The organism is Streptomyces fructofermentans, from assembly GCF_014651055.1.
Classification (GTDB): Bacteria; Actinomycetota; Actinomycetes; order Streptomycetales; family Streptomycetaceae; genus Streptomyces; species Streptomyces fructofermentans.
In genome coordinates this window covers 19,766-27,748 of the sequence record NZ_BMWD01000051.1, presented here as the reverse complement: position 1 = coordinate 27,748, position 7,983 = coordinate 19,766, and the positions used below count along the sequence as shown (strand labels likewise).

Sequence of the window (7,983 nt, the reverse complement as noted above, 5' to 3'; positions counted from 1 at the left end):
TGCGAATCGCCGCATGAAATAAACGGTCAGAAGCCCGTCCGGAAAACGCGAGGCCCCTCAGGCTTGTCTTCGCGCTGATCATCACCCGGCGCAGGGAGCGACGAGTCCGCCCCAGCGGGCTCGGTCTCGGTGGCGGGCGCAGGTGTCGCTGGAGGTTCTGGCGGGGGTGGCGGCGCCAGCTCTTCCCGTAGCCGTTTGAACGCACGGGCTTCAAGCTGCCGGATTCGTTCGCGGGTTACCCCGTACTCCTTGCCGATGTCTTCCAGGGTCTGGACTTCATCGTCGATCAGGCCCAGGCGGCGCCGGACGATGTCCGCCTCGCGCTCCGTCCGGCGTGCGAGAAGCTGATCGACGCATTCGCGCGACATCTTGTGACGGAGCACGTCTTCCGGTCCTGGGGCGGGCCGGGAGATGCCGAGGAGTTCGCCGAGATGGGTGCCGTCCCCGATGACGCGGTCGAGGGAGTCCGTGACCCGGCTGATTTTGCGTACTTTGTCGACGTCGGTGACTTCAAGGCCGCACGCGATGGCAATCGCGGCAGCGGTGGTTGCGCGGCCTTCTGTACGGAAGCGTGCCTCTGCAGCGGCAACCTTCCGTACGGTCTGGTGCATGTGAACTGGGATACGGATCACGGCGCCTTCGTCCGCGATGGCGCGCTGGAGCGCTTGTTGCACCCAGTAGGTCGCGTAGGTGGAGAACTTGAAGCCTTTCCTGGCATCGAACTTGCACGCGGCGTGCATCAGCTTGGCGAACCCGTGCTGCTCAAGATCGTCCTGCTCCAGGCCCTGGTCCAAGTATTTCTTGACCATGTCACGGACGAGCCCCTGATTGTGGAGCACGAACGCATCCCTGGCACGGCGGCGGATGTGATGGGTCGGGAGCTGCGCGAACAGCTCATCCTCCGGTTCGATATCCATCTGGTCCACGCCGCCGCGCAGCAGGACGCTCAGCCCGACTTCCTCTTCCGCGCGCAGCAGCCGCTTCTGCGGACGCGGGTTGCGGGTGTCTTCGTCAAGAAGGCGGTGCGCGGCGGCAATGGCCCCGTCAAGGTCCGACTCGGTCCAGGACATCGCACGGGTCAAGGAGCTGTCCGGCCTCGGTGGGATGGCATCAGCATTCTGATCAGTAGGAGCCGGGTCATGCTCGTCCGATTGCACGATGGCGATGCCCGCTCGACGAACGACAGCCGGGAGCTCCTTCGTCTCTCCCTCCGTGAGACCGCAGAGGACAGCGAGGCGGCGCAGCTGCTCTTCGGTGACTCTGCCGTCTGCCGCGCACCGCTGCACGAGCCCCATCACGCGCTCTGCACGGCCGGGCCGATGCGGGCCGTCCGTCGTCTCGGCGTCGGAGCGAGCATGCGGCACCAGTGCCGGTGCGGGCCGCGGAGCAGGGGAGACCTGCAGACCCAACTGCCCAAGCGCCGCGCTGAAGCGCTGTCGTGCCGCCTCGTCGAGCCCCAGCTGTGAGGTAGCTGCTTCGTACTCGGCCCACGGCACCTTCCCGTCGACGGCCGAGGACTGGAATCGCTGCAGCAGCTGGCTCATGGTCTCGCGCATGCCGGGTGCTCGGTTGCCTGTGATGCCGGGAGCAGCAGTTGACATGAAAGAGACTGTGCCACGCGGCACTGACAAGCGCCCCGTTCGTACAGAATCGCTGTCTTTGACAGTCCCTGGGACGTGCGTTGCTACGATCACGATTGCCCGCAGGAAGTGCCTCGCCCCTCTGGCCCGGGAGACGCGCTGCGGCACACGCGGGGAGGGATGCATGGACGCGCGTAGGGACCTTATCGATTATCTGCGACGGCAGCTGGTCGGACCTGCGAACGGTGAGACGGAGGAGATCACCGCACCTCCTGACCGCCGGTATCTGATGGGCACGCTGTACCCGCAGGACAGCGATCTGCAACGGCGGCTGGCCGAAACCCACGAGGAGCCCGATCCGCTCCGCGCGGAGAGCGAGACGGAGGAAACCCGGTTCGCCGACGACCCGGTGCCCGAGTCCAACGCCTGGCTGCCATCCTCCCTGGGCCTCTCGGTCTTCACCGACGCCGAGGAACTGATCCTGGTCTGCCAAGCCGCCCGGTACATCACAGTCCGGGGCCAGGGACCTCGGCACTGGCGGCGGGAACCCTTGCCGGCCGTATCGGTTCCCGTCAAGATCGGGCAGACCGACGTCAAGGTGTTCGGCGGCCGGGCAGAGGTCCGGCTGCGCTGGCGGCCCTTCGGCAACGGCAATCTTGTCACCGTCGCCCTGGTGAACAGCGCCTTCGCTCCTGAGCCGGTCCCAGGAAAGCGCCCCCAGCCGCAGTGGGATGACATGCTCTTCCAGGTGTCGCTGGAGGTCGAGCCCGTCGGCGGCACGTTTCTTCCCTACCCCAGCGTCCGACTCACCAGCCGGGACCTTGAGGAGCAGGAACTGCGACTGCAGTACCGCCACGTGGTGACCCACGCGGTGGGCCACGGCTGTGCCGTGGAGGAGGATAAAGCGAACGGGACGATCGCCAAGGTGCGTACCCAGGTCATGCCGGAGGCGGAAGTACCAGGCGTACAGGCCGCAGGCGCCTCCGACTCCCCGGTCCTCACGCTCGCGCACCTCGGCGACCCTGCCGTATCTGCCGCCGAGCTGCGCGCGGAGCTGCGTGATTTCACCCGTGGCTACCGAGACTGGTACGAACGGCAATGCGAAATCGATGTCCCTCCTGTGGGCCAGGCGGCTGCCCATCGGATCCTGGAGCGCATCCGCATCGCCGTGGAACGCATGGAAGCAGGGATTGACGCACTCTGCCGGGACGACAACAGCACGGAGCTGCAAGCGTTCCGGCTGGCCAATCGAGCCATGGCCTTGCAGATGCGGCATATGAAGAAGGACCTCGCCGGCGAGCGCCGCCGACGCACCGATGCCGTCCCGAAGGACCCGGAACCTGCTGCGGACGCGGCCTGGTATCCCTTCCAGCTGGGGTTCTTCCTGCTCGCGGCCCAGGGGCTTATCGACGAGACGCACCCCGACCGTGAGGTGGTGGACCTGATCTGGTTCCCCACTGGTGGTGGCAAGACGGAGGCGTACCTGCTGCTCGCCAGCTTCGAGATGCTGCTGCGTCGACTGCGGTACGGCAGTGCGGGTGGCGGGACCGCCGTGATCAGCCGCTACACGCTGAGCCTGCTGACCACCCAGCAGTTCCAGCGCGCGGCCACCACCGTGTGCGCCCTGGAGTACCTGCGGGACCCCGTCGGGCTCACCCCGGAAGAAGCGTCCAAGGCACCAGAGCCCCTGCTGGGCCGGGAGCCCTTCTCCATCGGCCTGTGGGTGGGCATGACCACATCCCCCAACACCTACGAGGAAGCCCGGCGGGCGTTCGAAGACCAACGCGCCGCCCAGCGCCCCGAGGACGTGTTCATCCTCGACCGCTGCCCCTGGTGCGGCACGCGGCTGCTGCCAGCCTCGAAGTCCCCCCAGATCGAGGACTACGGCGTACAGGCCAAAGAGGACTCCTTCAAGTTCTTCTGCCCCCGTGATAACTGCCGGTTCCACCATGTGCTGCCGGTGTCCGTCGTCGACCAACACATCTACGACCGCCCCCCGACGTTCCTGCTGGGTACGGTCGATAAATTCGCCCGTCTGGCCTGGGTCCCCCAGGCCAGGAGCCTGTTCGGGGACCAGGGGCACCGCCGCCCCTCCCTGGTGATCCAGGACGAGCTGCACCTGCTGACCGGCCCGCTGGGTACCACGGTGGGCCTGTACGAGGCCGCAGTGCTCCAGCTGTGCGCATGGGGAGAAGGCCCCGGACCGAAGGTCATCGCGTCCACCGCCACGATCCGCCGCGCCAGCGAGCAAGTGCGCCAGACCTATGGCCGCGACGTTCAGCTGTTCCCGCCTGCGGGACTCGACGCCCGCTTCTCGTACTTCGCGGAGCCGGACACCGACAGCCCTGGCCGTCGCTACGTGGGCGTCATGGCACAGGGCCATACCGCCGGCCGCGCCACCGTGGCCACCGCGGCAGCCCTGCTGCAAGGGCCTCTCGAACTGCCGCAAGAACACCGGGACGACTACTGGACGCTGGTCGCCTACCACCACAGCCTGCGCGAACTGGGCCGGACCAAAACCGCCGCCGCCGACGACATCCCCGCCCAGCTCGCCGGTATGGGCGAACCAGGACGCCACCGGGAACTCACCGAGCGCGAGGTACAGGAACTCACCAGCAACCTCGCCCGCTCAGAACAACCCAAGCTGCTCGACGACCTGGAGCGCCCCTGGGACCACGAGCGTAGCGTGTCCTTCCTCGTCTGCACCAACATGCTCTCCGTCGGGGTCGACGTGAAACGCCTGGCCCTCATGCTGATGCTCGGCCAGCCCAAGGCCACCGCCGAGTACATCCAGGCCACCAGCCGGGTCGGCCGGCACAAGATCCCCGGGCTGGTGGTGACCTTCCTGAACTCCACCCGCCCCCGGGACCGCTCCCACTACGAAACCTTCGACACCTACCACCAGGCCCTCTACCAGCATGTGGAACCCACCAGCGTCACCCCCTGGTCGATCCCCTCACGCCGCCGCGCCTTGCACGCGGCCCTGGTGGTCCTCGTCCGCCACGGGATCGGCCTCGCTGCCGAAAACCAGGCGGGGGCGATCCTTGACCACCCCACCGAGCTGGCCGATGCCGCCGCCAAGATCGCCGACTGGGTGGCACACTGCGACCCCGCCTCGGCAGACGCAGCCGAACGCGACCTCACCGCCCTGCGCAGGCAATGGCGCGAGCATGCCCAGCACGCCAAAGACAATGGCAAGAACTACTACTACCGCAACGTCGGCAAGGGGCAGACAAACCTCCTGGGCAACTTCGGCCGCACTGACGGACTGTGGGCAACACCGCATTCCATGCGCAGCGTCGACCAGGAGTGCCAGGTGATCGTGAAGGGAGCCGGCGAATGAACCGCAAACTCCGCGTCCGGCAATCGCAGACCGTCCTGCCCTTCGGCGTCGGAGCCATCCTCGACCTCCAAGGAGAGTCCTTCGTCGCCGCCGGAATCGCGGACTGGCCCCGCCCCAAACACCGGCAGCAGATCTCCTCACCGCGGTTGGAAAGCAAGCTCCGTGCGACCGGGCTGTGGGCCGCTCCCCCTGCCCCCGTAGCCGACTACGACGTCCCGAATGCGCATGGACCCGCGTACGTCCGCTTCCCCGGCTGGCTGTTCTGCGGATCCTGTCGGCGCATGACCCGATGGCGCATCGCCAACGAACGCTTCGGACACCCTCCCGTATGCCCCTTCTGCTCACCGCAGCGCAAACTCGCCCCGATGCGCTTCGTCTCGATCTGCCCGGACGGACACCTCGGCGACGTCGACTGGTGGTACTGGGCCCACTCCGAGCGCACCCCGGCCGAGCGCGACCGCTGTCCGGACCGGGAACAGCTCACCTTCCACGTGGAGGAGAGCACAACCGGTCTCGAAGCCCTTTCGATCAGCTGCCGAAACAAGGAGTGCGAGGGCGCCTCCCGGGACCTGCTCGACATCCTCGGCTCCAAGGGCCTGCGCTGCGGAGGGCGTAACCCCTGGCAGCGGTTCAACGAGCGCGTCGACTGCCGTGAACAAGTCCAGATCGTCCAGCGCACCGCCGGCAATGTGTACTACCCCGTGATGCACTCGGCTCTCGACATCCCCACTCCCCAGGCCCCCATCCTGCTGGAAAGCGAGGAAGCCGACCGGGTCCGCAACCACGAATTCTGGCCGACTCTGTGCCAGCAGCTGGACAGCCCGAGCGCACCTGCCCTGCGCGACATGATCGCAGAGGCAGCCGGAGCCGACGAAGCGCTCATGCAGGCACTGCTGGAGGAAGAGACCGGTCGCCGCCTCGGCGACCCCGCACCCAATCCGGCAGGCACCGGGCCGGTCAGCCCGGTCGGCGACGCACCGGTCTACCCCGACCTCAGCTGGGAGGAATGGGCAGCCTTCACCGCCCCCGCCCCCGAACGCTCCCGGGAATTCGTCATCCGACCGGTGGGACTCGGAATCGAACCGACCGCCGGAGCCCCCTGGACCCAACTCGCGGCGCGCATCCCCACCGTCGTCGTCGCCGACCGGCTACGCGAAGTGCGCGCCCTGCAAGGCTTCACCCGCGTCTCACCCGAGCAGAAATTCGTCCCCGTCGACACCTCCCGGCGCGCCCGCTGGCTGCCGGCCATCGAAGTATTCGGAGAAGGAATCTTCCTCACCCTCGACGAGGAACTACTCACCCAATGGGAGCAAAAGAAGCAGGTCCTCGACCGGGTCACCGGCCTTGCCAGCGACCTGGAAAGATCCTTCCAGAAGGACCGCCTGGCCTCCATCACCGGTCCCGCCCTGCTCCCTCGCTACCCCCTGCTGCACACCGTCGCGCATCTACTGATCCGACAACTCGCCTACGAATCCGGATACAGCACCGCATCGCTGCGCGAACGCGTGTACGGCCGCCCACGCCACCATGAGGACGCCAACCAGGCCCAGTGCGGGGTGCTGATCTACACCGCCTCCGGAGACACCGACGGCACCATGGGAGGACTCGTCCGCCAGGGCGAACCCGGCTTCCTCGCCGAAACCTTGGTGCGCCTGCTCGAACAGGCCGCCTGGTGCTCAGCCGACCCGCTGTGCGCCGAACACACCGGCCAGGGGTACGCCAACCTCAACCGCGCCGCCTGCCACGCCTGTGCCCTGCTGCCCGAGACCAGCTGCGAGACCGGCAACGCGCTCCTCGACCGGATGCTCGTGGTCGGCGGAGCCGGTGTCCCCGGTTTCTTCGAACCCGTCGTCGCAGCCGCCCAAGAGGAAGCCGTGAACGCCTCGGGCGAATACCGCATCAGCGAGGGCGGATTCAGGTGACGCTCACGTTCCTCGACCTGGCCCCCGCGCAGCAGGATCTGCTCGAATCTCTAGCACCGGATAGCAACCACCTGGTAAGCGGTCAACCCGGCACCGGGAAGAGCGTGCTGGCCATGCACCGGGCAGCACTGCTGGACCTCATGGGACATTCCACCGTGCTGCTGGCGAGATCCAACCTGCTACGCCAGCAGCTTGCGGCAGACGCAGTGGCGGTGGGTTCATCGGTCCCGGTACTGACATTCCACCGCTGGGTGATCAATTGGTACCAACGGGCGACCGGCACGGCGCCTGGCCGGACAGAGGACGGCCTCTTCGACTGGTTAGAACTGATGAGTGCAGCCATGAGCGTCGGACTGGGCCAACTGGAACAACTGGTGGTCGACGAAGGGCAGGACCTGCCGCAGCAGTTCTACCAACTCTGCCGCGTGCTCGGGATCCGCATGACGGTATTCGCGGACGAGCAGCAACGCATCACGGACACCCAGTCCACACTGGCGGAGATCGAAAAAGCGATGGGAAGCACCACCCGTCACGAGATCACCGTGAATCAGCGCAACAGCCGGCCGGTCGCCGTACTAGCCGGGCACTTCCACGTCGACGGTGATCCACCGCTGCTGCCAGACCGCGACGGCCCCGTGCCGCAATTGCTACGACACACAGGCGGAAGGCAGCCGCTCGCAGGTTGGCTGTCCGCCTACGCGACGGCCTACCCCCGGCGCAGCATTGGTGTGATCCTGCGGCACACCCGCGCGCAAACAGAACTCTTCGCCGAGGTCAGCCGTCCCCCGCACGACCTGCAAGCGCAGATGTACATCGGCAACGCACCCGAAGGCCCCTACCGGACACTGACCCCCGGAAAAAAGGGTATCAGCATCATCAACCGTGCCAGCGTGAAGGGCCTGGAATTCGACACGGTGATTGTGCCGGACACCCATATCGACAGCGGTGATCCGACGGCAGCCGAATTACGGATGCTCTACTACGTCATGACCACCCGAGCCCGGCAGGAACTCTACTTCTGCTATTCCGGGGACCGAGAGCCCCCGATCCTAGCGGATGTCCCTGCGCGCATGCTGCGACGCTCCATGATGTAAATGCTGACATCGCAAATCCGGGACTATCTCCTGAGAATATCGAA

At 66.7% G+C, this 7,983-nt stretch carries 4 protein-coding genes; 3 read left to right on the top strand and 1 reads right to left on the bottom strand.

Annotated elements, in window-relative coordinates; translation table 11 throughout:
- Positions 1 to 26: 26 nt before the first annotated feature.
- A complete protein-coding gene (locus tag IE265_RS36865) occupies positions 27 to 1,544 on the bottom strand; it encodes a sigma-70 family RNA polymerase sigma factor (RefSeq protein WP_190040156.1) in 1,518 nt (505 codons plus the stop codon).
- A gap of 220 nt (positions 1,545 to 1,764) precedes the next feature.
- On the opposite strand from IE265_RS36865, the gene IE265_RS36860 reads away from it, so the two are divergent.
- Genes IE265_RS36860 through IE265_RS36850 form a run of 3 tightly spaced genes read left to right on the top strand, consistent with a single transcriptional unit; the run spans position 1,765 to position 7,939 of the window.
- Positions 1,765 to 4,923: a helicase-related protein gene (locus IE265_RS36860; protein WP_190040155.1), complete on the top strand. Its 3,159-nt coding sequence runs from the start codon at positions 1,765 to 1,767 to the stop codon at positions 4,921 to 4,923.
- Entirely contained in the window at positions 4,920 to 6,845 is a 1,926-nt protein-coding gene (gene drmB / locus IE265_RS36855; protein WP_190040154.1) for an MrfA Zn-binding domain-containing protein, read from the top strand. Before IE265_RS36860 ends, drmB begins: the two co-directional genes overlap by 4 nt.
- Positions 6,842 to 7,939: an AAA family ATPase gene (locus tag IE265_RS36850; protein ID WP_190040153.1), complete on the top strand. Its 1,098-nt coding sequence runs from the start codon at positions 6,842 to 6,844 to the stop codon at positions 7,937 to 7,939. The genes drmB and IE265_RS36850 overlap by 4 nt, the downstream gene beginning before the upstream one ends.
- Positions 7,940 to 7,983 lie beyond the last annotated feature (44 nt).